Origin of the sequence: Litorivivens lipolytica (genome assembly GCF_014191715.1) — a bacterium.
Lineage (GTDB): Bacteria > Pseudomonadota > Gammaproteobacteria > Pseudomonadales > Spongiibacteraceae > Litorivivens > Litorivivens lipolytica.
Window position 1 is genome coordinate 131,283 of record NZ_JACHWY010000003.1, and the last position, 23,639, is coordinate 154,921.

Consider the following 23,639-nt stretch of genomic DNA (forward strand, 5'->3'; position numbering starts at 1 on the left):
TGGTTTCGCGGGTGTTCTATTCGATCAATTGGCCCTGATCACCATGGACGCAAGTCCGCCTTGCCCCCACACAGCCAAAGCTACCGGGCCTTGAATACTCGTCAGCCCTTGCGGCAGCTCCATCATCGCATTTTTGACCTGATCGGTAAGCGGGCTCAGCGCCGGCAGTTTCTGTACATCGGCTGCCGACACACCCAGAGACTGTAACTGATCTGCACTGATGGCAACCAGCTCTACACGAGTCAAATCTGCCGCCAGCACATCATTAATGTCGATCAAGTCTGTCGTTTTGCCAACATCATTGCCAATACGCGCTTGCAGGCGCGTCAGCTCAATGCCGCTGCTGCCACCGCCACTCAGCGTCAACAGCTGGCTGTAAAGGGCCAGCATGGAATTGAGCATGGGCGACAAATCATCTGTCGAGGCCAGCTCGATACGGGCAGCCGGATGATGGGGCGCAGGAAGCCATTCCACGCGAGGGAGAAAGTCTTGGAATTCGTTTACCTCTGAGGCCGATGCAAGCGGACAAACAGAGAGCGTCAACACGGCCAAAACGGCGCGCGCACAATGGGATTTAAGCATCTCAAAATCCAAATATGAGGAGACTGTATCAGGCCAACCCGCGATAGCCTTTTCTTAGTGTTTTAAACGGGTTAACAGCAAATAACCCGGCGAGGCCGGGTTATTTGCGGGGGGAAGTTTACCCATTCAGTCGCTTTAACACCATAGGCAAATCGTCAGCGGGCTTGGGCAGGGGAACCGTCTGCATTTCCGTGCCGAAATTAGCCGGCAGTTCGAAGTCATAACGCGTCAAGAACTGGTGCAGGAAGTTCTTGGTCTGCATCAGTGCAAAGTGCATACCGATACACTTGTGGGCACCGCCACCAAAGCCAACAAAGCTGAAGGAGTGACGTTTGTGCTCGTTGCGCGGTTCCAGCCAGCGGTCCGGATCGAACTTCTCGGGCTCATCCCAGTACTCGGGCATGCGATGCACATACTGCGGTGCCAGAAACAGAATGGTGTTGGCAGGAATATGGTAACCACCGATCTCGCAGTCCTTGATGGTGCGGCGTTGCATCATCATAACGGACGGGTGCAGGCGCAGCGCTTCGCGTACAGCAGCATCGGCCAGCGGCATTTTGTCGAGATCTTCGTATTCGAGGTAGTCCTTGCCAATCGCCTGAGCTTCTTCACGCAGGCGCTGACGCAGCTCGGGGTTTTGGCCCAAGTGGTACAGCATGTGGCTCAGGGCCGAGGTTGTGGTGTCGTGAGCCGCAAACAGCAGGAAGCTCATGTGCGCCACAATATCCTGATCGCTGAAATACTCACCGTCTTCATTCAGCTCTTTGGCAAAGTAACTGAATGTATCCTTGCCGTCGTTGTTACGACGATCCTGAATCAGGCTGCCAAAGAATTCATGCAGGTAGCGCTCGCCTTTTTTACCTTTGGCATGGAGCGTACCCGGAATTTCCTTGGTGACTAGCCCCATCAATCCGTTGGCGACATCAGTAAACGCCTGGTTTAGTTTTTCCGCGCGATCATCATCTTTTTCCAGACCGACGAAAATCGTCGCGGCGACGTCCAGCAGGGCCTGCTTGATGGCCGGGAAGAAATGAAAATCTTCCTGTCCGTCCCAGCTCTCTACCGCCTCAGCCAGCATCGGACCCATGGTATCGATGTAGCCTTTCATCGCATCGTTCTTAAACGCCGTTTGCATCATGCGGCGCTGAAAGCGATGTTCTTCGTGGTCACGCAACAGCAGCGCACCTTTATAAAAGCGCCCCAACGAGCCCATGTAGCCCATCTCGGCTGAAAAATTCTTTTCCTTGTCGAGGTAAACCTGCTGGTACAGATCCGGACCACATAGAAGAACACCCTTGAAGCCCGCCAGACCGAACTTGGAAACCGGCCCAAATTCCTTGTACTGCTTGTCGATGGTGCCGTACAGGTCTTTAACCAGCGAAATGGTGTGGCCAATCAGCGGCCAGCCAAATGAGCCGGGTATGTGCGAGAGCTGGTGGTTGTCTTTAGCCAGCTTGTAGTTGGCGACTGCTTCAGTCATAGGTCCCTTCCTCCTGCGGTCGTTGCCGAGGTTCATCGGTTTATTTTGAACAGATGATATGTAATAGTTTTTTACATATCAAGCGTTCGATATGAAAAAGTCCCGAACCCGGGTATACTGTCACAGTTGATCAAAAAACATGCTGGAGTAAAGGCAGTGCGGAAAGTAGACCACGACAGTCGCCGGGAGGAAGTCGCCTCGGTAGCATCCAGATTGATTGCCGAAAAGGGTTTGGAAGCACTCACTACCCGCGCACTGGCGAAAGAGCTGGGCTGCTCGATCGGTGTACTGTCGCACTACTTCAATAGCAAGGAAGAGATCGTGATGGCAGCCTTCAAATGGGCTGACCAGCGCATCGACCAGCGCATGCAGAACGCCATTGCCGAGCTGGATGAGATCTCACTGGACTACTTTATTCCCATGATCACCGCCGGCCTGCCGCTGGATGAGGCTTCAGACCGGGAGTGGCGAGTGCGCTTTAACCTCTACCATTACTGCCTGACCAAGGGCGGCAAGGGCCTGAAAGAACAGATCGAAAAGATCAGCCAGTTCCGGGTTCTGATGGATGAATTTATCCGCACCCTGCAAAAGAAAGGCGAAGTACGCCGCGATATCGACCCGGAGCTGATCACCAAAATGGCCTTCGACATGGTCATGGGCGCCGCCCAGAACCTGCTGATGGTGCCCATGCCCGAGCGTCAGTCTCACGCGGCCTACCTGTTTGCTATTGTCGAGAAGCTGCGGCCCGTCAAAACACCGACCATCACCGCAGTCCCCGCCTGAGGCGCTTAGTCCGGCAGCCCCGCCGCTGCAGGCTCAGCCCGCAGAAAGGCCCAGATTAAATCCGCCGCATCCAGATCCCGAATATCGCCACCGAGTATGCCAAAGCGCGCATCCACACTGGGCAGCACATGACCACCACCCTGCATGGTAAACAGGCCCACCCGATGCGATTTGCCATACCAGAGCTGGGCGGTGATGTAGCCTGAATCACTGGCATCGGTGTCGGCCAGATCGAAGGGTTCCGGCCCCTCCCCGTAAACCACCAGACCCGCAAAGTATTGCGCTGTCGCTGCCGCTGACAGCACCTCGCCCCGACTCTCATCCCACAACAGCTTCACCAACCCGCCGTCATAGGGGTTTACCGGATCATTCGTGCCTTCAATCAGCGCAATATTTACCGGCGCGCCACGCTTGTCGCAATCCAGGTTGGCATCGACCGGCAGGTTGGCCACGATCGGCGCATAGCCCGCCAGCAGTTCGGGCGTTTCCAGCGCGAGTCGCAGCACCATATGGCCGCCATTGGACAGTCCGGTGCCATAGACCTGCTCAGAATCTACGCCGTGACGCTGAATCAGCTCGGTAATCAGTTGTCGAACAAAACCCACATCATCAATGTTTTGTCGATTGGCCTCATAGCTGGCGGAAGCGCGGCAGTCATTCCAGTGCCGATCGAATCCATCCGGATAAACCACCAATAGCCCCTGCTCGTCGGCCAAGCGATCAAACTGCCTGGCAGACATTTCGCGCATGGATTCACCCGAGCCCATCGAGCCGTGAAAGACGAGCAACAACGGTGGATTTGGCGGCAGCTTGGCCGGTTTATAGAGGTGATAGTGGCGTTCAATGCCGCCATGTTGCAGGGAAAGTGATTGCAGTTCACCGCTCAGTTGCGGCAGACGGACAACGCCGGGAGCGAGAAAGGAACGCGCTGCCAGCAAGGCGATCACCAGCAGCACGAAGGTTGAACCCAGCCAGATGCGCTTCTTCATTACCCCCACCCTTTACTATTCAGCGTGGAGGCATTGTAGGCGCTTACTGGGCAGACTTGGCAATAACCTCGTCGGCAAACCATTTCATCATGCCGATTTTTTCTTCGACAGACTTATCGTCAGGCTCGGCGTCGTAAACGTTGCGGAAGGCCACCAGCACTTCATTAATGCCGATCTCTTCCAGCTTCTTGATGCCATCCGGGCTGTAGGCGTCCTGAGTCATGGCCTGGAACTCGAAGGGCAGGTGGTCGCGACCGTATTCCTTACGGAACTCATTGATCTGGTCGACCATCACCTTGATGGATTCCGCATCACCACCGGCGGCGATCCACCCGTCGCCCAGACGGGCGGCGCGGCGCAGGGCCGGCTTGGAGTGACCACCTACAAAAATGCGCGGACGCTCTGTGGGCACCGGGCAGAGTTTGATGGCCGGCATCTGGAAGATCTCGCCTTCGTAACCGAAGTAGTCGCCACTCATCAGGCCGTTCACGATTTCAATAATTTCATCCAGACGCTTGCCGCGCTTTTCCCAGGGGGTGTTGGTAACGTCGAAATCCTCTCCCCAAGGGCTGATACCCGCGCCATAGTCAAAGCGGTTGCCGCTCAGCACGGCCAGACTGGACATCATCTTGGCCAGCAGCGCCGGCTCGTGTACGGCAGTTTTGTGTACAGACGTGGAAAACCGGATCTTGGTTGTGATTGCCGCCAAATGCGACATCAGCAGGAAGGGCTCAATAAAGGGCACACCGTCCAGAAACTCACGGCTGCCATCAGCATTGTAGGGGTACTTGGAACTGGCTTCTTTCGGGTAGCAGATGCTGTCGGGGAAGGTGACTGTGTCAAAACCGATTTCCTCTGCCGCCTTGGTCAGGGGAATATACTGCTCGGGCGGACACATGCTGTGGTGGTAGGCGTATTTCATGGAATGCTCCTTCCTAAAATTCGTTGGGTGGCGGCGTTTGCTCGCCCCCTGTTACGGAAATCCAGCCAGATCAGATACCCCTTCCAGACAAAAAGGGTTCCGATTTATCGTCTATTTAAGTTGGTCATCTTAAAACTGTGCACCATAATATGGAATCTGATATCCGGCGCCTCACCCGTATGTAGGGGGGGCTTTCGCCGCAAACACCCCGCACAGCCAGCAGGACTCCGCGTGACCCAGGGCGATAATCGCAGCAACCGCACCAAACAGGCCATTATTCGCGCGGCGGAAAACCTGTACGCCCGCCACGGCATAGACGGCGTGTCTCTCAACACCATTACCCGCACCGCACGGCAAAGCAACCGCAATGCCATTCAATACCACTTTGGCGGCAAGAATGGTCTGCTGCAGGCAATTTTCGACAAGCACTCACCCGGCGTCGCGGGCCGTCGCGCTGCCATCATTGACGAGCTGGCTGATCAGGGAGAGGCCACCGAAGTCATCGTCGCAACGGCCATGGTTCAACCACTGATTGAAAAGCTGAGCGATCCGGACGGCGGCGAAGCCTACGTTCATATCAGCGCCGAACTGATTTCGGCCAACACCCTCGGCTATCAGTCGCCAGAGACTTACCCGCTGCAATTGGTGCGAGAAACCAAGATCGCGGAATTCACCGCGCGGCAATTTGCCAACCTGCCGCAAGCCGTGGTGGAACAACGCATACTGCACATGAACATACTGGCCTACCACGGCGTATCGGATCACGCCCGGCTGCGCAAAATGAAGCGATACACCGCGGCTGATACGGAATTTATGGCAAGCAATCTGATCGACAGCATTGTCGCCGTGCTCTCAATGGCGCCGTCAAAACGCACCCATCACCTGCTTAACAACAGCGACGCCAAGGTTTCGTAAGCGCTATACTTGCAGCATGCAATTTACATTTCTCGGCACTTCAGCCGGTGTCCCTACCCGGCAACGCAACGTCAGCGGCTTTGCGCTTTCCATCGACGATCACCGCGACTGGTATTTAGTGGACTGCGGCGAAGGCACCCAACACCGCTTACTGCAAAGCCGCCACAGTCTGGCGCGACTGCGCGCGATATTCATCAGCCATGTTCACGGTGATCACTGCTACGGTCTTCCCGGCGTGATTGCCAGCGCCAATATGAGTGGTCGTACCCAGCCGCTGACCATCTGCGCACCGGACGGTATCGAGCAGTTTGTTACCGCCGTTCGCCAATACACTGATCTGCACACCCTGCGCTATCCGCTGCACTTTGTGCGCTCGGATCTGGAAAACGCCGTGTACGAAGATGAGCTGGTTCGCGTGAGCGCTCACGCCCTTTCACATCGGGTGCCTAGCTTTGCCTATCGCTTTGAAGAGAAACCACCGCACACTCTGAATCAGGACAGCCTGCGTGAACTCGGCGTGCCTCGCGGGCCGCAGTGGGGCGAGCTTCAGCACGGCAACCCCGTGACACTGACAGACGGCCGGCAGGTTACCCCGGAGCAGGTCTGTGAACCGGCCTGGCGAGCACGGGTCATCGTGGTCGGCGGCGATAATGACCAGCCAGATCTGTTGCTATCTGCGCTTAAAAACACTGACCTTCTGGTACATGAGTCAACTTTTACCGAGGACATACTGCAGCAGGTTGGCCCCCAGTATATGCACAGTACCGCCGCCATGCTGGCCAAGACGGCCGAGCGCGCGGGCGTGCCCCATCTCGCTCTCACCCATTTCAGTCAGCGCTACCGGGAAAAATCCTCACCCGGCAAACGCCATATCGATGAGCTGCGCGCCGAAGCCGCCGAATACTATCGTGGAAACATACTGGTTGCGCGGGATCTGGACCGCTACGAAATCAATCGTAAAGGCGAATTAAGCAAGCTTGATAGCGAATAAGAAAAAAGAAAACGCGTAGAAATTCGCGTCGAGAAAGTACGGCAGATAGGGAAAATCGCCGCCTCCACAAAAAACCAGTATGCCGGCAAAAAAACGCGACGTGAAGCGTTTTATTCGCATCTTTCCAAAAAACAGCAAAATCGGATACTACTTATCCCACGTAGAGAAAAACTGTGCTAGAACAAACTAAGAGTGCGGAAAAACCGCGACGTTTATTTGAACCCCCGAAGGGATTCTCCGCTCTAAGCTGTTAAGAGCCACAAACTCAAAACGCCGCCTTTCCGTGGTCGCTTTCACACCGGCGTTGGCATGGAGGTTCTCATGGCTAGCAGCAATGGACACGATGCATTTGTTCAGTCTCTGCAATCATTCACCCACCAGCACCGTTCCCGCCAGTGGGAAGGAACCTTTGCTGACTACCTGGAACAGGTTGTTCAACCCAACTCGGCGCTAGCCACCCGCAACAGCCACCAGTACACCTGGGATATGCTGCGCTGGATGCAAGCGCGAGAGGAAAACAGCGACAGTAAAACCCCCAAGCTTTTTTCCCATGAACTTTACGGTATAGACCCCGCCCTGCGCCGCATTGTCGATTACTTTAAAGCTGCGGCTGCCGGCTCCGAAGTTGGCCGCAGACTGCTGCTGTTACTGGGCCCACCTTCTGGCGGCAAATCCAGCCTGGTGATCCTGATGAAACGCGGCATGGAGGAATACAGTCACACGGACGAAGGCGCGCTGTACGGCCTGAAAGGATCACCACTACACGAAAACCCGCTTACGCTGGTGCCACACACGCTGCGCGCTGAATTTCGCGAAACCTACGGCGTGGATATTCAGGGCGAACTGTCGCCCTACTGCCAAGCCCTGCTGGAGGAAAAATACGAAGGCGACTTCATGCAGTTCCCGGTGGAGCGAATTTTCCTGTCGGAAGCCAAACGCGTCGGCGTCGGCACCTATGCGCCTCATGACCCCACCACCGCCGACATTGCGGACCTGATCGGCTCGGTAGATCTGGCCAAAGTGTCAGAGTTCGGTGACGAAGGGGATCCGCGCGCCTGGTCATGGTCCGGCGCAGTGTACTCTGCCAGTCGCGGCCTGCTGGAAATGATCGAAATTCTCAAAGTTAAACGGGAGTTTCTGTATCTACTGCTCACCCTGACTCAGGAAAAAAACGTCAAGGTTTCGCGCTTCCCGCTGATCCATGTGGATGAAACCATTGTCGCCCACACCAACCTCGCCGAGTTTAAAAAATTCCTGCAGGAAAAAGAAAACGAGGCCCTGCTCGACCGCATGGTGATCGTGCAGGTGCCCTACACCATGAACTATCGGGACGAAGCCAAGATCTACAAGAAGTTGATTGCCCAGGCACCAACCTTCCGCGACGTTCACCTCGACCCCCACGCCTTGCGACTCGCCGCTTTGTTCGCAGTACTGTCGCGACTGAAAGCATCAGAACGCGAAGACCTGGACCTGTCGAAAAAAGTAAAACTCTATGCCGGCGAGGATGTAGAAGGTTTTTCCCGCAACGAGGTCGACAAGATTCGCGCCGAGTATCCGGACGAGGGCTTAGCAGGGGTATCGCCGCGTTTTGTGGTGAACGCCCTGTCCAACGCGATCTCCCGTTCCGAAGCCAAAAGCCTGACCAGCATGGAAGTGCTAGTCACTCTGAAAGATGCCATCGAGAGCGATGCGCGCATGGACGCAAAACAGAAACGCGAGTGGGTAGACTTTCTGGTTACCGCCCGCAAGGATTTCTACAACCATTGGGTCAAGGAAGATGTGCACAAGGCGCTGTTTGTTTCCTTCGAGGAAGAGAGCGAAAACCTGCTGGAGAAATACCTCGACGAGGTGGAAGCAGCGCTCGACAAACGCGAAGTAAAAGACCCGATTACCAGCGAAACCCGCGATCCGGACGAGCGCTTTTTGCGCGCTGTTGAGGAAAAGATCAACGTCTCCGACGCGGGCAAGCAGACCTTTCGCCAGGAAGTGGTTCGCAAGGCCATGGTGGCCTACAAGAACGGCGAGAAATTCACCCTCGATTCCCACGCCCGTTTGAAAGAGGCGATGGAAAAATACCTGTTCGAGGAACGCCGCGACGTATTGCGGTTGGTCAGCTCCATTTCACGACCTGATGACGAAACCCAGGAAAAAATTGCTGCCGTAGAAGAGCGCCTGATTCAGGACTATGGCTACGACAGGCACAGCGCCCGCGAAGCGCTGAACTATGTAACAACGCTGCTCTCGCAGGAATAGCGAGCCAGCGGTGCGGCCTGCCAGCCGCACACCATATGCCCATTACGGGCCGGGAGGAGGCATGTTTCTGCAGGATGGTGGTCAGGGAAACAGCCACAAGCACTGGTACGATCTGTTTTCACGAGGCACCCGCGACTGGCTGCGGCACAATGAAAAAGTGCGCGAAGCTGTACGCGAACATCTCCCCGAGATGATCGCAAAATCCGATGTCTTATCGAAACCTGAAAACCGCACGGTACAGGTCCCGGTCAAATTTCTGGAGCACTACCGCTTCACCCTTCGCAATAGCGACGAACAAAGTGGTGCCGGACAGGGCAAAGCCAAACAAGGCGATACTCTGAGACAGGGAAAACCCGGCCAGCCCGGTGGTCAGGGGGAAGGCGGTGGCGATGGTGAAGGCGCTTTTCAATTTGTGCTCGAATTCAAAACCGACGAAATTCTCGACTGGCTCTGGGAAGAACTGAAACTTCCCAACCTCCAGCCCAAGGAAGGCAGCAACGTCGACGTGGACGAGTATGTGCGCGAGGGCTGGGATAAACGCGGCGCCCGCTCGCGACTCGACCGCCGCCGCACCATGAAAGAAGCAATCAAGCGCCGTACCGCCATCCCGGACACCCCCGTCCCTATCAGCAATGACGATCTACGGTTCCGCCAACTCGCCCGCAAGCGGCAACCGACAACCAACGCCGTCGTTATTTTCCTGCTGGATGTCTCATCGAGCATGGACGAGCACTGCCGCAAGCTCGCCAAAAGTTTTTTCTTCTGGGCCTTGCAGGGTATTCGACGCCAGTTCAGCCATATCGACACCGTGTTTATTGCCCACAGCGTCGAGGCCTTTGAATTTGAGGAAGAGGAATTCTTTCAGGTCAGCGGGCAAGGTGGCACAAAATCCTCCACCGCACTCGAACTGGCGGAGAAAATCCTGCAGGAGCGTTTCGACAACTCCCAGTACAACAGCTATCTGTTCTACGCCACCGACGGCGAGAACTTCAGCAACGACCGGGAGCAGTCGTCGGCCAGTCTGGCCCGGCTGGCACCGCTGCTGAATTTTGCCGGTTATGCGGAGGTTTCCCACAGCAACACCCGTCGATTGAATACGGAAGTCGGTCGCCTGTGGCAACAACTGGCCGATAACGGTCACCCCAGTGGCAGTTATTCCCTGTCCAATGACAACGACATCTGGCCAGCCATTAAAGCGTTTTTTACCGATCAGGCCGCGCAGCAACAGGTGGACGTATGAGCGACATGAGCCACTCTCTGGCCGAAACGATTCCCCGCATGGAAGCGCTGGCGGTTGAGCAGGGCTTGAAATTCTTTCCCGTGGATTTCGAGCTGGTGCCGCCCAGTTTTATGATGGAGGTTGCGGTTTACGGCCTCCCCGTTCGCATGCCGCACTGGTCCTTCGGACTGCGCTGGATTTACCAGATGATTCAGCACCGTATGGGCCACTCCAAAATCTTCGAAGTGGTATTCCCCGGCAACCCCAACCGGGCCTATCTGGTTAACACCAACAGCCTTCACGAAAACACCCTGGTCGTGGCGCACGTATTAGGTCATGCAGATTTCTCGCGCAACAATATCGCCTTTGCCCGCAGTCAGGATGAAGTGGGCTATCACATTGTTGAACAAGCGGCATCGCACGCCCATCGCATTGAAGAAGTAATCAAGGAATTTGGCGAACAGCGGGTGGAGCAGGTGCTTGATTGCGCCCTGTCACTCGAACCCCACATTGATACTCAGCAGCCTTTTAACCGCAAGGAATTTCCCCGCAAACATGTGGTGGAAGACAAGCCAGCTGCCGAAGGTTTTCATGCCCGCTATGCCGACCTCCCCGGCGAGGAAAGCGCGCCGAGCGAACCGCGGGTCAGCAACGCGCCGATTCCGCCCAAGCCGGAAAAAGACCTGTTGTGGTTTATCGCCCACTACGCCCCGGAAATGGAGGAATGGGAGCGGGATATCTTTCTGGCGGTGCGCAAGGAAGCCTGGTACTTCCAGCCAGTGTTTAACTGCCAGATCATGAATGAGGGCTGGGCCAGCTATTGGCATTCTCGCTTGCTACGCGAGGCCGACTTTCTGCCCTCCTCCATGTACGTGGACTGCATGAAAACCCATTCCGATGTCGTCAGCCCCTACGCCGGCGACCAGCAGGTCGCCCTCAAGCTGAACCCCTACCATGTGGGCTATGTCATGTGGGAAAAAATCATCAAGGAACAAGGCGTCGAGTCGGCACGCCGCATTATGGAACAGGAAGACGACTTCGGTTTTATTCGCAACCACCTTAGTCGCGAGCTGGCCGACGATATGAAGCTGTTTTCCTTTAACGCCAAACGCAACGGCGAGATTAAGGTCGCTGAAAATAGCCTCGATGCCTTGCACGAAAATATTCTCGCGCCCAAATTCAACTTCGGCGCGCCCCGCGTGTTCGTCGAGGAATTGAAAAACGATGGCACTCTGATCCTGCGCCACGAAAGCGGTATTGACGGGCGCGGCTTGGAGATTGAGCGCGCCCGAAAGGTGCTTCAGTACATCGCAGCGGTGTGGAAACGCCCGGTCAAACTGCTGACGCTGGATGGCGAGGATAACGAGGCATGGATTTCCTCGGAAGCCGAATCCAGCTAGCTATTCACTCATCAACTCCATGCAAATCTTAAATCCAAGTGCTACGGAGACCACTCCATGGCTATTGCAATGATTGATGGACTTCTTGTGAATTACAAATCTAGTCTCGCATCAGAAGAAACTGGAAGTGCGGACTGCTAGCCCAAAAACTACATTGCCTATTTTACTTAGTAAATTTTCCGTCATCTCTTGATAGGCCGGAGTAGGAGACACTGCCAGCATTGGCGGGCTCAAGTAGAATGACTTGAGCTCGTTACACTATATAAAAACGAGAATATGTGGTGATTAGTTATGCAGATCAAGTTCGGAGTGTTTTATATTTCATTAGCTTTGGCTTTTTTGCCTACTCTTCCCCTTGAGGCAGAACCGTATCAGAAGACGGAAAGCCGCTCGCCCTGTCTTCATCACAACCCACTAAAGATACCCTTATTTGGCGACACCCACATTCATACTCGCTACTCACTTGACGCAAGTACCCAGGATACCCGGACTACGCCCAAGCAGGCCTATGATTTCGCAAAGGGTAAAACTTTGGGAGTGCAGCCTTGGGACAAAGAAGGCAACACACTGAGGAGCCTGAAACTCAATCGACCACTCGACTTCGCAGTGGTCACTGACCACGCTGAACTCTTTGGCGAAACGGCAATCTGCAACTCTCCCGACATGGAAGGTTATTCAGCCTGGCAATGCAAGCTATACCGCAAGTACCCGCGAGCGGCTTTCTTTATGTTTAACTTCAAAGCCGGTTCGCGTTCGGGGCGATTGGGTTTTTGTGGTGAAGATGGCAGCCTGTGTCGGGACGCCGGTAGTGGCCCGTGGCAAGCAATGCAAAATGCCGCTGAGGACGCCTATGACCGATCGGAGCACTGCGAATTTACGTCCTTTGTCGGCTATGAGTGGACGGGGCTTGGCGCCGGCGATATGGCGAACCTACACCGCAATGTGATTTTCCGGAATGCGTCTGTTCCAGACCAGCCCTTAAGTTTTGTCGATTATCCCTCAGCCGAAACGCTGTGGTCCGGGCTCGACAAAGAATGCCTTGAGCGGCAAGACGGCTGTGACGCCTTAATCATCCCCCACAACTCCAACCTCAGTGCGGGAAAGATGTTTTCTGTCGCTGATTTGGACGGAAACCCCGTAGAAACTGGGACACGCAGCAAAAGACAGCAGTACGAGCCGATCGTAGAAGTTATGCAGCATAAAGGAAGCTCGGAATGCTTTTTTAGCACAGGGCAAACCGAAGACGAACTGTGTGCCTTTGAGCAGCTACCGTACAGCAGGTTTGCCGGTAAATTCTTTAGCTTACTGCAGAAATCCCCAAAACCAACGGATGGCTTTCTGAGAGACGTACTTAACAACGGTCTAATACTAGAACAGGATACCGGCATAAATCCTTTTCAATTTGGCTTTATCGCCAGTACCGATACACATATTGGCGCAGCCGGGGGTGTAGCGGAGGACAACTACCTGGGGCACGGTGGCGCCGGTGCGCCCGCTAGTGAGACAACCATGCGCGGCCTTCCAGATGACATTGAATACAACCCGGGTGGTCTTGCGGTGGTCTGGGCGGAAGAGAATAGCCGGGATGCCATATTCTCTGCGATGCGTCGCAAGGAAACTTACGGTACCAGTGGCCCGCGTATGGTAGTTCGCTTTTTTGCCGCGAAAGAACTGGATAAAGACCTCTGTAGCTCTAGCAATTATGTTGCCGAGGCCTATGAAAATGGTGTTCCCATGGGCGGCGTACTCCCTCCTCTGAGCGACGGGTCCGCGCCGGCCTTTCTCGTATCTGCCGCCATGGATTCCGGCACGCCCGCCAGCCAAGGCACGCCCTTACAGCAGATTCAGATTATCAAGGGCTGGATCGATCAGAAAGGCAACAAACGCCAGAAAGTGCATACGGTGGCAGGCAACCCAGACAACGGCGCCAGCGTCGACCTCAAGTCATGCAGGCGCGAAGGCGATGGATACAAGCAACTCTGCGAAGTCTGGAAAGATCCGGAATTCGACGCGAGCCAGAGGGCCTACTACTACGCGCGCGTGGTTGAAAACCCAAGCTGTCGCTGGAGCCAGTATATCTGTGCGGCCAACCGGGTAGATTGCAGCAGCAGCGCGTCTATTCCCGCAGGTCTGGAAGCCTGCTGTGCTGACACGCATCGCCCGGTGATTCAGGAGCGAGCCTGGACATCACCCATCTGGTATTCGCCGGAAGGTGACAACTAAATATATACAATAATTAATGAGCGGCCGGCTTACTGGCAGGCCTGTTTCTGATAGGGTTTCAGCGAAGTAATTGCTCGCTTCAATATTACCCATAACCAATAACAGAATGTGAGACAAAAAGAATAGCCTGCTCTGGCGAAGCATTCAAAAATGGCATTCTATCTCGTCCCAGAATATTGAAAGCGGCGTTTTTCGCAGTGCCGACGAAATCTCAAGCGCCAGGCCGAATCATTCCAGCCAGGCGACAAGCCTCTGCTGCAGCGCATCGAAGCAAATACGGCGCTTCTTACTATAACAATAAGTTTTACTGGAGTTCCTCATGACAAGAAAGCTAACGCTCGCCACCGTGTTGCTGACTCTGCTACCGCCAGCGGCCTTAGCCCAATCCGGTTCAGGCATGCTGGAGGAAGTGGTGGTCACCGCCCGTAAGCGGGCGGAGAACATTCAGGAAACGCCGGTTGCAGTCACTGCGATCACCGGCGCCGATCTGCGCGATCGCGGCATCGTCAATACGGATGAGCTGGCCAAGTCAGTACCAAGCCTGCAGATCAATAACGGTACCACGGCGCAGATTTTTATCCGCGGTATTGGCCAGCGCTCGGGGCTGGCGCGCCAGGATCCTTCCGTGAGCGTCTATCTGGACGGCATTTTTATCCCGCGCGCCGATGGGCAATTGCTTGATACGGTGGATATCGAGAGCGTGCAGGTATTGCGTGGCCCCCAAGGCACACTGTTCGGCAAAAACAATACCGGCGGTGCGCTCGTCTTTACCCTGGAGAAACCCGGCGAAGAGCGCGGCGGTTATGTGGAGGGCGGACTGGGCAACTACAATGCGCGACGGATTCGGGCTGGCTACAGCTTTCCGGTGACGGATCGCTTCAGCACCCGGGTGGCATTTAACAGCAATCAGCGCGACGGCTACCTGGAAGACTTGTCAGGCCATGATAATCAGTCAGTGGACCGCATGTCGGGCATTTTACAAACCAACTGGCTGGTGAGTGACAGCCTGACGCTGGATACCTTTGCTTTTTTCGGGAAGATCCGTGAGCGCTACCCGTCGTACAACTGCGAGCTCGTTAACGAGGACGCATTGTTTATAGACGGTCTTTATCTGGCGTGGCCCGGTGACACCAGCATCGAAAATCTGTCCGCGTATCGCGACAACTGTGCGGCTAACAGCGCGGACAATCTGCCAGACCTGACAACCAATCAAGGCAATACCGCACAGTTCAACAAGTACATCAACAATCTGATGATAGGCGCAACACTCAACTGGGAGATTAACGACACGCACAGCCTGAAAACTATCGTTGGCGCACGCAACGCCTACAAGCGAGGCCCTCAGACGCAGAGTGACGAGGGCGGCCCCGGAGAATTTCAAGTGGGCTATACACTGGGCGGCGCCGACCAAGACTCCTACACCTTTGAATTCCAGCTCAATGGCGAGTTGTTTGACTCGGCTGTTGAGTACACCGCTGGTTTTTTCTGGCAGGATGAGTACAAATCCGAACGCTTTATGACCGGCGATGCCCTGGTGGGGGTGGACGCCTCGGTGCTCACTGCCATTCTGGCAGGACAACAGCCTGACAGGCCGCCACCGGGCTCGGATGCCAACCGCCCGATCATTGGCGCGATTCTTCCACTGAACACGGTTCAGGACTTCGATATCGACGGCGAAACGGCGGCGGTTTTTGCCCAGGCTACCTGGCATATTACCGAAAATCTCGAGTTTAGCTTTGGCGGCCGCTACACGGAGGAAGAGCGGGATTCTACTCTGACCACCTTTAGTGCCGACAACGCCAAAGTCGCCGCCATGATTCAAATGGCCGACCCGCGGTTTACCCCAGTGGACAATGCAACGCTGCCGATACTGGGCACATTGCCCGGGGGCGGTGCCCAGGCGCGAGACTCCCTGGCCATCATGCAGTTCTCCGGTGTTTGGGCTCAGGACCCTGTAGGTATTGCCAACCGAATTCTCGGCTCGCGCAACGCTACCAATGGTTTTATTAATACCCCCCTGTTACCGGGCCAGGAAGACGAACGCGAAGAGACTTTTCGAGCGTTCACACCGATGGCGTCTCTGTCGTGGTTTGTGCCGCCGGAGTTGCTCGGCGATGGCTTCTTCAATTCCATGCTGGTTTATGGCACCTGGAGCAACGGTTTTAAATCTGGCTTTCTGGAACCCAGCGGCGTGGACGGACTGGTCGCAATAAAACCCGAGCTACTGGAAAACCGTGAGATCGGTTTCAAAATTGACGCACTGCAACGTTCGCTGCGAATCAACCTCGCCCTGTATTCCATGATTTTTGAGGACATGCAGCTGATTACTGTGGACGTCGATTCCGCCAGTTCACTTGTGGTTACTACTGACAATGCCGGCGAATCCATGATTGAAGGCGGCGAGCTGGAAGTTACCTGGTTGCCCTCGCCCAACTGGATGCTGAACTTTAGCTACAGCAACAACAACTACAAGTTTGAAGAGTTCATGGATCAGGATTTGGCGGCACTCGCCATTGAGGGGAGACAGGTTTCGATAGACCGTTCGGATGAAACGTTTCCGGTCTCTCCGGAGGTTACCGCCTCCTTCGGCATTCAATATACGCTGCCGACGACGCTCGGGCTTTTCTCACCGAGGCTAGACATCAGCTACAAGGACGAAATATATCTAGGGTTTGACGATGGCAGCTGGGAATTGCGTCACACCAACCGTGAGGCGGTATACGCACCCAGCCGCGCTTTGGTCGATTTCCGTCTGAACTGGCAGAATAGCGAAGGCGACCTGAATGTCGCCGCTTACATTAAAAACCTGACTGATGAGAGATATTTCATTGGCGCAGTCGCCACAGGCGATTCTATTGGTACTTTCACACAAGCGATCGGCGAACCACGCATGTACGGCATTGAAATCCGCAAAACACTCAACTGAGGCTATTTGAGCAACAGAATTCAAAGGAACAGACCTCGCAAAGCAAGGAGAACGACCCTGAGCATCGGTAGCCAAGGTGGATAGATACCGCCTTTGAGACGGACTGAAAATTCAATTAACAGCAGGCGTGTCAACGCCTGCTGTTAACCCACCTTAATTAGACTGAACAAGCGCCCGGTTATTCTCGCCCGCCACAAACACCACCGGACCACCATCATCCAAGGCCTGAAGGCTTTCACTCACGACTGCATCGACGCTCATCCACATGGATTCCGGCGTCGCGCTTTTATCGAAACCAGTAAACTCATCGCGGCCGTGAAAATCGGTGTGGGTAAAGCCGGGGCACAGGGCCTGCAATCGAATATTGTCCGATGCCACTTCCTGCTGCAGAGATTCAGAGAAGCTGTTGAGGAACAGCTTGCTCGCGCCATAGACCGCACAATCCTTCATATGAAAGAAAGCGCCGAGGGATGACAGATTGATAATAGCGCCACCACCGGCCTCTTTCATAAAGGGAATAACAGCGCGGGTCAGGCGCAGTGTGGTGGAGATATGCAGATCGACCATTTTCTGTTGCAGGTCAAAATCGGTCTCCACAAAGGAACCGTAGGTGCCAAAGCCCGCGTTGTTCACCAGAATGGTGACTGGGCCCTGCTGGCGGATTTTTTCGACCACTTCGGTAACACCCAGCTCGGTGGTGAGGTCCTCAGCGATAACGACGGTCTCGAGCCCCTGAGCCTGCAGTGAAGCGGCCACCTCATCCAGCAGTTCTCGGCGGCGCCCCACCAGAATCATTTTTCGGCAGCGCGGCGCCAGTTGACGGCAAAATTCGGCTCCGAGGCCAGACGATGCGCCTGTTACCAAGGCAATGGCTTTTTCTCCCACAGGAAATCTCCACTCGTTACGGATGTGTGGCCGCAGTTTACACCCTTGGTAAGAATCTGCACGGCGAGCCCACTACTATGTTACGCCGGCCACTATGTTAAACTCGCGGAAAATTTCCAACGCGACGGGGCGCCCGATGGCCAAAGCCAAAAAGCAAAGTTTTGAAGAGTCACTCGCCGAACTGGAAGCCATCGTGGAGCGCATGGAATCCGGCGAACTGAGCCTCGAAGCCTCGCTGGAAGCCTTTGAAAATGGCATGAAGCTAAGCCGCGACGCGCAGGCGGCCTTAAGTGCCGCGGAGCTGAAAGTTCAGAAGCTCACCGAGCAGCAGGGCGAACTCCACCTCGACGACTTTGATCCCGAAGCCTGACATTGAATCCAAAGCCTGATACCCCGTCACGATGAGCCGCCCATTCCCCGATTATTTGCGTCAGTGCCAACAGCGCATTGACGATGCCCTGCCGCGCCTGATTGGCAAAGCAGCCTCCGAATACGCTGAGCATGCGGCACCTCATCTGGAGCGGCTTTTCGAGTCGATTCACTACAGCACACTCAACGGCGGCAAACGGGTGCGCCCGGTACTGGTGTACGCGGCGGCTCGCGCTGTTAATCCGGGCTTTGCCAATGACGAGGCACTGGATCATGTAGCGGCTGCCGTGGAATGCATACACGCCTATTCACTGGTGCATGACGATCTCCCCGCCATGGACGACGATGATCTGCGCCGGGGCAAACCAACCTGTCATATTGCCTTTGACGAGGCCACGGCCATTCTCGCCGGGGACGGTCTGCAAAGTCTGGCGTTTGAATTGCTGGCGTCGGTTCCCGATTTGGCCGACAACCGCCGGCTGGCGCTGATTCGCACACTGGCAGCTGCCTCTGGCCCACGCGGCATGGTCGGCGGTCAGGCCATTGATCTTGGCGCAGTGAACCAGTCGCCCACGCTGGAAACGCTGGAAGCCATGCACCAGCTCAAAACCGGCGCCTTGCTGCGCGCCGCAGTGCGTCTTGGCGCTCAATACGCTGGAGCCAACAATGACCAACTGCGCCGACTCGACGATTACGGCCGCGCCATCGGTCTAGCTTTTCAGGTTCAGGACGACATCCTCGATATAGAGGGCAGCACGGAGAAGCTCGGTAAAACCCAGGGTGCCGATATCGCTCGCAATAAGCCCACCTACCCGGCCCTGCTGGGTCTGGAGGGCGCCAAACAGCGTGCTCAGGCCCTGTTTGAGGAAGCCATGGCGGCTATTGCCAATTTTGATGATCAGGCCCAGCGACTGCGGGAACTCGCCGAGTTTATCGTCCAGCGCGAGCACTGATCCGTCGCCGCACCCCCGATGGGGACACTCAAGATGAACTTTCAGTTACAATAGCGCCCACTGGCCTCGACCCGGCTCCTGACTCAATACACGACCCACAACGGTGCTCATGTTTAAAGAAATTCCCCTACAGCGCCCCAACACACCGCTGCTGGATCGCATTACGGCTCCCGCTGACCTGAGAGGCCAGAGCGAGGAATCCCTGAGTGCCCTCGCCAAGGAGCTGCGCGAATACCTGCTATACACCGTCGGTCGCACCGGCGGACATTTTGGCGCCGGTCTGGGCGTGGTCGAGCTGACGCTGGCCCTGCATTATGTCTATAACACCCCGGAAGACCGTCTGGTCTGGGATGTGGGCCACCAGTGCTACCCCCATAAAATTATTACCGGCCGCCGCGAGCAAATGCACACCATGCGCATGGCCGATGGTCTGGCGGGCTTTCCGAAACGCGCCGAAAGTGACTACGACACCTTCGGTGTGGGTCATTCCAGCACCAGCATCAGCGCTGCGCTGGGGATGGCACTGGCTGCACGACAGAAGGGCGAAGATCGCCGTACCGTGGCTGTAATCGGCGACGGCGCCATGACCGCCGGCATGGCCTTTGAAGCCATCAACCACGCCGCCCACTGCCGGGCCAATATGCTGGTGGTGTTGAACGACAATCAGATGTCGATCTCCAAAAACGAAGGCGGGCTTAACACCTACTTCTCGAAGATTTGGGCCTCCAAGGTCTACAACAATATCCGCGATGGCGGCAAAGAGATTCTCGCCAAACTCCCCGGCAACCCGAAAGAACTCGTAGGCCGGCTGGAAGAATATATGAAAGGCATGGTGGCCCCTGCCACCCTGTTTGAAGAGCTGGGCTTTAACTACATCGGCCCCATCGACGGTCATGATCTCGATGTGCTGGTACCGACCATTCGCAATATGCGCGATCTGGAAGGCCCGCAACTGCTCCACATCATCACCCGCAAGGGCAAGGGCTTTGAGCCCGCCGAGAAAGACCCGATCGGCTACCACGCCATTACCAAGATCGAACCAAAACCTGCCCAGCCCAAACCGGTCACCAAGCCCAAAGGCCCGAAATACCAGAAGGTATTCGGTGACTGGCTGTGCGATACCGCCGCTATCGACCAGCGTTTGGTGGGCATTACTCCGGCCATGTGCGAAGGCTCGGGCATGGTGGAATTTTCCGAGCGTTTTGCCGACCGCTACTACGACGTCGCAATCGCCGAGCAGCACGCGCTGACACTCGCTGCTGGCATGGCCTGCGAAGGCCTGAAACCTGTCGTGGCAATTTACTCGACCTTCCTGCAGCGCGGCTACGACCAGCTGATTCATGATATTGCCCTGCAGAATCTGGACGTCACCTTCGGCATTGACCGAGCTGGCCTCGTCGGCGAAGACGGGCCGACGCACGCAGGCGCCTTTGACCTGAGCTATCTGCGCTGTATTCCTAACATGCTCATCATGGCGCCGTCAGACGAAAACGAAACCCGGCAACTGCTCTACACCGGTTTTTGTTTCAATGGCCCCGCCGCTATCCGCTATCCTCGCGGCACCGGCCCCGGCGCCTTGATCGAGCGCGAAATGCGCGAGCTGCCGATTGGCAAAGGGGTATTGAAGCGCGAAGGCAAAAGCGTTGCGATCCTCAGTTTCGGTACCCTGCTGCCCGCCGCCTTGGAAGCAGCGGAGAAACTGGATGCCAGTGTGGCAGATATGCGCTTTGTTAAACCACTGGATGAAGAACTGATTCTGCGACTGGCCGACAGCCACGATCTGATTGTGACTTTGGAAGAGAACGCCATTGCCGGAGGTGCCGGCAGCGCCGCTAACGAATTCCTGCACGCTACTTCACGCAACAACCCGGTGTTGAATCTCGGTTTGCCCGACGAATTTACCGATCACGGTAACCACACGGAAATGCTGGCAAGCTGCGGACTCAGCAGCGAAGGCGTGTATAGCGCTATCTGCGAACGCCTGCAGCAGAGCGATTTGAAAGCGGCGGTTCATAAATCCTGAACTACTCTAGTCATTGCGAGTAACGCGAAGCAATCTCGTAAATATGGCGCCTACTGATGGAGATTGCTTCGCTGCGCTCGCAATGACGGACTAACTCAAAAACTGCTTATAAGCCGGGTTATCCGTTTCTTCATGATAGGGGTAGTGCAGCTTCTCCAGAAATTCCCCGACCTTGCGCCGGTCTTTTTCTTCGATCTGCATGCCCACCAGCACCCGACCGTAAGCCGAACCGTGATTGCGATAGTGGAACAGGGAAATATTCCAGGCCTGAGGTAGGGTTTTCAAAAACTTCATCAACGCGCCCGGGCGCTCCGGAAACTCAAAACGGTAGAGCCGCTCATTCTTAACACTGCCCGGCGCGTGACCGCCAACCATATAGCGAATATGCAGCTTGGCCATTTCGTTATCGGTCATGTCCCACACCGGATAACCCAGTTCTTTCAACTCGCGCACCAGATCTTCCCGGTCGTTATTTTCCGGTGAAATCTGCACGCCCACAAAAATCTGGGCGTCAGTAGTATCGCTATAACGATAGTTGAACTCGGTGATATTGCGCTTGCCCAACGCTGCGCAGAAACGCTTGAAGCTGCCGGGCTTTTCCGGAATTTGCACACTCAGAATGGCCTCGCGCTTTTCACCAATTTCGGTACGCTCTGAGATATAGCGCAGGCGATCAAAATTGGTATTGGCACCGCTGTCGATGGCAAGCAGAGTCTGACCTTCGCAATTATTTTCCTCGACATATTTTTTCAACCCCGCCAGCGCCAGCGCGCCGGCCGGCTCGGCAATGGAGCGGGTATCGTCGAAGATATCCTTGATCGCCGCGCAGATCTCATCGGTCGACGCAGTGATCACCCCGTCGATGGTTTTCTTCAGCACGCGGAAGGTTTCCTTACCGATCTGGGCCACGGCCACGCCGTCAGCAAACAGACCGACTTCCTTCAACGTCACCCGGCGATTGGCCTCCAACGCCGCCTTCAAACAAGCCGCATCTTCCGGCTCCACCGCAATCACTTTCACGTCTGGACGAACATATTTGATGTAGGCTGCGACACCGGCCGCCAAGCCACCTCCGCCTACCGGCACAAACACCGCATCCAGCGGTCCGGTGTGCTGGCGCAGGATTTCCATGCCGATGGTGCCCTGCCCGGCGATCACTTCCGGATCGTCGTAGGGGTGAACGTAGGTCATGCCCTTTTCGGCGGTCAGTTTCTTGGCGTAGGCCGAGGCCTCGTCGTAGACATCGCCCTGTAGAATGACCTTGCCGCCGCGCGAACGCACCGCGTCGACCTTGATCTGGGGCGTGGTGCGAGGCATGACGATGGTGGCCTTGACCCCCATCTTGCTGGCGGCCAGCGCCAGACCCTGAGCGTGGTTACCGGCCGAGGCCGCCACCACACCGCGCGCCAACTCCTCTCTGGAGAGGCTCGCCATCTTGTTGTAGGCCCCGCGCAGCTTGAAGGAAAACACCGGCTGCAGGTCTTCGCGCTTCAGCAATACCCGGTTGCCGATACGCGCCGACAGCAGCCGGGCCTCGTCAATCGGGGTCTCGATCGCCACATCGTAAACCCGGGCTTCGAGAATCTTTTTAATGTATTGCTGAGGCACAGTGGTTCCTTACAGGTAAATGCGCGTGAATAAAGGCGCAGTCTACCGTGAACCCCAACAGGCTCGCTACCCGGAGCCCGAGCTTTTATAATGCGCGCTTTTACCGCGCAGGTGCCCCCATGACCCAGGACGAACTCAAACAGGCCGTAGCCGCTGCTGCCATTGAAGAAGTGAAACAAGCCATCCTCGACGGCGAAATTATCGGCATCGGCACCGGCTCCACCGCCAATTGTTTTATCGACCTGCTCGCTGAATACCGCGACGACATCAAAGGCACCGTCGCCAGCTCGGAAGCCTCCGCCGAACGCCTGAAAAAACACGGCATCGAGGTCTATGACCTGAATGCGGTCGACAGCATTGCGGTTTACGTAGACGGCGCCGACGAGTCTAATCACGCACTCGAACTCATCAAAGGCGGTGGCGCTGCGCTGACCCGCGAGAAAATTGTCGCGGCGGTCGCCAAGCGTTTTATCTGCATCGCCGATGAAAGCAAACTGGTCGATCAGCTCGGCGCCTTCCCCCTGCCTATCGAAGTACTCCCCATGGCCCGTAGCCATGTGGGGCGTGAACTGGTGAAACTGGGCGGTGATCCCGTATACCGCGAAGGTGTAGTCACCGATAACGGCAATATTATTCTGGATGTGTACAACTTCCCGATTGCCACGCCGCGCAAGACTGAAGAAGCGATCAACAATATTGTGGGCGTGGTGACTAATGGGATTTTTGCTAACCGGGCAGCGGATGTTTTGTTGTTGGGGACACAGAATGGTGTGAAGACTTTGACGCCTAAAGGCTGATCGAAAAAGGCTCTCAGGATCAGCTAGGGAGCCACTTCTTCATTATTGTCTTAATGTTTAATTGCAGGTTTCGCCCTGCTGGGCGAGTGACTTCTTTTTGCATGCCCAAAAAGAAGTAACCAAGAAAAAGGGCACCCTGTTCCGCAGTCGGTCTCCGCTGCGCTCCAACCGATCCCTTGCGCGCTTCGCATCCGGCGGCGCAAACGGAAACTCGCCCTATCGGGCTCAGACACCCGTTTGCTTCATCCGCCGGCTACTCCAGTGCTCAGCTGCTCCAAAGGGACTCGCCGGGCTGGAACGAACGGTGCCACCGAACTTGCA

18 protein-coding genes are annotated in these 23,639 nt (G+C 55.7%); 12 read left to right on the forward strand and 6 right to left on the reverse strand.

The features are described 5' to 3' along the window. Nucleotides 1–24 precede the first annotated feature (24 nt). Together FHR99_RS12795 and FHR99_RS12800 are read right to left on the reverse strand one after the other, a co-directional pair. Nucleotides 25–582, reverse strand: a complete 558-nt coding sequence (locus FHR99_RS12795) for a hypothetical protein (protein ID WP_183411100.1) — start codon at nt 580–582, stop codon at nt 25–27. Between the two features lie 118 nt (nt 583–700). Beyond that, nucleotides 701–2,062: a cytochrome P450 gene (locus tag FHR99_RS12800; RefSeq protein WP_183411101.1), complete on the reverse strand. Its 1,362-nt coding sequence runs from the start codon at nt 2,060–2,062 to the stop codon at nt 701–703. 156 nt (nt 2,063–2,218) lie between these two features. On the opposite strand from FHR99_RS12800, the gene FHR99_RS12805 reads away from it, so the two are divergent. After that, nucleotides 2,219–2,845, forward strand: coding sequence for a TetR family transcriptional regulator (locus tag FHR99_RS12805; protein WP_183411102.1), 627 nt, complete (start codon nt 2,219–2,221; stop codon nt 2,843–2,845). Between the two features lie 5 nt (nt 2,846–2,850). Here FHR99_RS12805 and FHR99_RS12810 read toward each other — a convergent pair whose 3' ends face one another. Further along, on the reverse strand, nt 2,851–3,834 hold the full coding sequence (locus tag FHR99_RS12810; RefSeq protein WP_183411103.1) for a CE1 family esterase: 984 nt from the start codon (nt 3,832–3,834) through the stop codon (nt 2,851–2,853). Between the two features lie 43 nt (nt 3,835–3,877). Further along, nucleotides 3,878–4,756, reverse strand: a complete 879-nt coding sequence (locus FHR99_RS12815; RefSeq protein WP_183411104.1) for an LLM class flavin-dependent oxidoreductase — start codon at nt 4,754–4,756, stop codon at nt 3,878–3,880. A gap of 231 nt (nt 4,757–4,987) precedes the next feature. Here FHR99_RS12815 and FHR99_RS12820 point away from each other — a divergent pair, with 231 nt between their 5' ends. From FHR99_RS12820 to FHR99_RS12850, 7 genes are all read left to right on the forward strand, one after another. After that, on the forward strand, nt 4,988–5,671 hold the full coding sequence (locus FHR99_RS12820; protein ID WP_183411105.1) for a TetR family transcriptional regulator: 684 nt from the start codon (nt 4,988–4,990) through the stop codon (nt 5,669–5,671). Nucleotides 5,672–5,687: 16 nt separating this feature from the next. Continuing rightward, on the forward strand, nt 5,688–6,662 hold the full coding sequence (locus FHR99_RS12825; protein ID WP_183411106.1) for a ribonuclease Z: 975 nt from the start codon (nt 5,688–5,690) through the stop codon (nt 6,660–6,662). Between the two features lie 321 nt (nt 6,663–6,983). Further along, nucleotides 6,984–8,915: a serine protein kinase gene (locus FHR99_RS12830; protein ID WP_183411107.1), complete on the forward strand. Its 1,932-nt coding sequence runs from the start codon at nt 6,984–6,986 to the stop codon at nt 8,913–8,915. 61 nt (nt 8,916–8,976) lie between these two features. Beyond that, nucleotides 8,977–10,155, forward strand: a complete 1,179-nt coding sequence (locus FHR99_RS12835; protein ID WP_183411108.1) for a DUF444 family protein — start codon at nt 8,977–8,979, stop codon at nt 10,153–10,155. After that, entirely contained in the window at nt 10,152–11,534 is a 1,383-nt protein-coding gene (locus tag FHR99_RS12840; protein ID WP_246386922.1) for a SpoVR family protein, read from the forward strand. The genes FHR99_RS12835 and FHR99_RS12840 overlap by 4 nt, the downstream gene beginning before the upstream one ends. A 291-nt stretch (nt 11,535–11,825) precedes the next feature. Beyond that, nucleotides 11,826–13,757: a DUF3604 domain-containing protein gene (locus tag FHR99_RS12845; RefSeq protein WP_183411109.1), complete on the forward strand. Its 1,932-nt coding sequence runs from the start codon at nt 11,826–11,828 to the stop codon at nt 13,755–13,757. 319 nt (nt 13,758–14,076) lie between these two features. Then, a complete protein-coding gene (locus tag FHR99_RS12850) occupies nt 14,077–16,683 on the forward strand; it encodes a TonB-dependent receptor (protein WP_183411110.1) in 2,607 nt (868 codons plus the stop codon). A 153-nt stretch (nt 16,684–16,836) separates the two neighbouring features. On the opposite strand, the gene FHR99_RS12855 is transcribed toward FHR99_RS12850, so the two are convergent. Continuing rightward, nucleotides 16,837–17,568, reverse strand: coding sequence for an SDR family NAD(P)-dependent oxidoreductase (locus tag FHR99_RS12855; RefSeq protein WP_183411111.1), 732 nt, complete (start codon nt 17,566–17,568; stop codon nt 16,837–16,839). Between the two features lie 136 nt (nt 17,569–17,704). Between FHR99_RS12855 and FHR99_RS12860 the strand changes: the two genes are divergently transcribed. The 3 genes from FHR99_RS12860 to dxs all read left to right on the forward strand — a co-directional run bounded on the left by FHR99_RS12860 (nt 17,705) and on the right by dxs (nt 20,913). After that, nucleotides 17,705–17,938, forward strand: coding sequence for an exodeoxyribonuclease VII small subunit (locus FHR99_RS12860; protein WP_183411112.1), 234 nt, complete (start codon nt 17,705–17,707; stop codon nt 17,936–17,938). 31 nt (nt 17,939–17,969) lie between these two features. Further along, complete coding sequence (gene ispA / locus FHR99_RS12865) at nt 17,970–18,890, forward strand: (2E,6E)-farnesyl diphosphate synthase (protein WP_183411113.1); 921 nt, start codon at nt 17,970–17,972, stop codon at nt 18,888–18,890. Nucleotides 18,891–18,999: 109 nt separating this feature from the next. Beyond that, a complete protein-coding gene (dxs, locus tag FHR99_RS12870; protein WP_183411114.1) occupies nt 19,000–20,913 on the forward strand; it encodes a 1-deoxy-D-xylulose-5-phosphate synthase in 1,914 nt (637 codons plus the stop codon). A 90-nt stretch (nt 20,914–21,003) separates the two neighbouring features. On the opposite strand, the gene ilvA is transcribed toward dxs, so the two are convergent. Beyond that, entirely contained in the window at nt 21,004–22,521 is a 1,518-nt protein-coding gene (gene ilvA, locus FHR99_RS12875; RefSeq protein ID WP_183411115.1) for a threonine ammonia-lyase, biosynthetic, read from the reverse strand. 119 nt (nt 22,522–22,640) lie between these two features. Between ilvA and rpiA the strand changes: the two genes are divergently transcribed. Continuing rightward, complete coding sequence (rpiA, locus tag FHR99_RS12880; RefSeq protein WP_183411116.1) at nt 22,641–23,318, forward strand: ribose-5-phosphate isomerase RpiA; 678 nt, start codon at nt 22,641–22,643, stop codon at nt 23,316–23,318. The last annotated feature ends 321 nt before the right edge of the window (nt 23,319–23,639 follow it).

What these genes read in the sequence shown, in the direction of transcription:
- FHR99_RS12795 (WP_183411100.1), bottom strand. Translation starts at nt 582, where the DNA reads ATGCTTAAATCCCATTGTGCGCGCGCCGTTTTGGCCGTGTTGACGCTC.
- FHR99_RS12800 (WP_183411101.1), bottom strand. Translation starts at nt 2,062, where the DNA reads ATGACTGAAGCAGTCGCCAACTACAAGCTGGCTAAAGACAACCACCAG.
- FHR99_RS12810 (WP_183411103.1), bottom strand. Translation starts at nt 3,834, where the DNA reads ATGAAGAAGCGCATCTGGCTGGGTTCAACCTTCGTGCTGCTGGTGATC.
- FHR99_RS12815 (WP_183411104.1), bottom strand. Translation starts at nt 4,756, where the DNA reads ATGAAATACGCCTACCACCACAGCATGTGTCCGCCCGAGCAGTATATT.
- FHR99_RS12825 (WP_183411106.1), top strand. Translation starts at nt 5,688, where the DNA reads ATGCAATTTACATTTCTCGGCACTTCAGCCGGTGTCCCTACCCGGCAA.
- FHR99_RS12830 (WP_183411107.1), top strand. Translation starts at nt 6,984, where the DNA reads ATGGCTAGCAGCAATGGACACGATGCATTTGTTCAGTCTCTGCAATCA.
- FHR99_RS12835 (WP_183411108.1), top strand. Translation starts at nt 8,977, where the DNA reads ATGTTTCTGCAGGATGGTGGTCAGGGAAACAGCCACAAGCACTGGTAC.
- FHR99_RS12840 (WP_246386922.1), top strand. Translation starts at nt 10,152, where the DNA reads ATGAGCGACATGAGCCACTCTCTGGCCGAAACGATTCCCCGCATGGAA.
- FHR99_RS12845 (WP_183411109.1), top strand. Translation starts at nt 11,826, where the DNA reads ATGCAGATCAAGTTCGGAGTGTTTTATATTTCATTAGCTTTGGCTTTT.
- FHR99_RS12850 (WP_183411110.1), top strand. Translation starts at nt 14,077, where the DNA reads ATGACAAGAAAGCTAACGCTCGCCACCGTGTTGCTGACTCTGCTACCG.
- FHR99_RS12860 (WP_183411112.1), top strand. Translation starts at nt 17,705, where the DNA reads ATGGCCAAAGCCAAAAAGCAAAGTTTTGAAGAGTCACTCGCCGAACTG.
- ispA (WP_183411113.1), top strand. Translation starts at nt 17,970, where the DNA reads ATGAGCCGCCCATTCCCCGATTATTTGCGTCAGTGCCAACAGCGCATT.
- dxs (WP_183411114.1), top strand. Translation starts at nt 19,000, where the DNA reads ATGTTTAAAGAAATTCCCCTACAGCGCCCCAACACACCGCTGCTGGAT.
- rpiA (WP_183411116.1), top strand. Translation starts at nt 22,641, where the DNA reads ATGACCCAGGACGAACTCAAACAGGCCGTAGCCGCTGCTGCCATTGAA.